Genomic DNA, 208 nt, shown 5'->3' on the forward strand with positions numbered 1-208 from the left:
GGAGTGTCACCCGAACTGTGTCAGGTTCTAAATTAATGCTCCTCAAAAGCTGTTTTTTTCCTTGAGAATTCTCTCTCCAAATTTAACATAAAGTTGTGATAATGCCATACCCCAGTTATGGATAGGCATTGTCCATTTTTTACTGATATTCTGTATTACCAGATACATTAGCTTCATCAGTGCCTGTTCTGAAGGAAAAGCACCTTTA

Annotated in this window: 1 pseudogene; it reads right to left on the bottom strand. The window is 37.5% G+C overall.

From position 1 onward, the window contains the following. Nucleotides 1-42: 42 nt before the first annotated feature. A pseudogene (locus GNY06_RS15390) lies at nt 43-208 on the bottom strand (IS256 family transposase); the annotation flags it as partial.

Source organism: Elizabethkingia argenteiflava (assembly GCF_009904105.1).
Lineage (GTDB): Bacteria > Bacteroidota > Bacteroidia > Flavobacteriales > Weeksellaceae > Elizabethkingia > Elizabethkingia argenteiflava.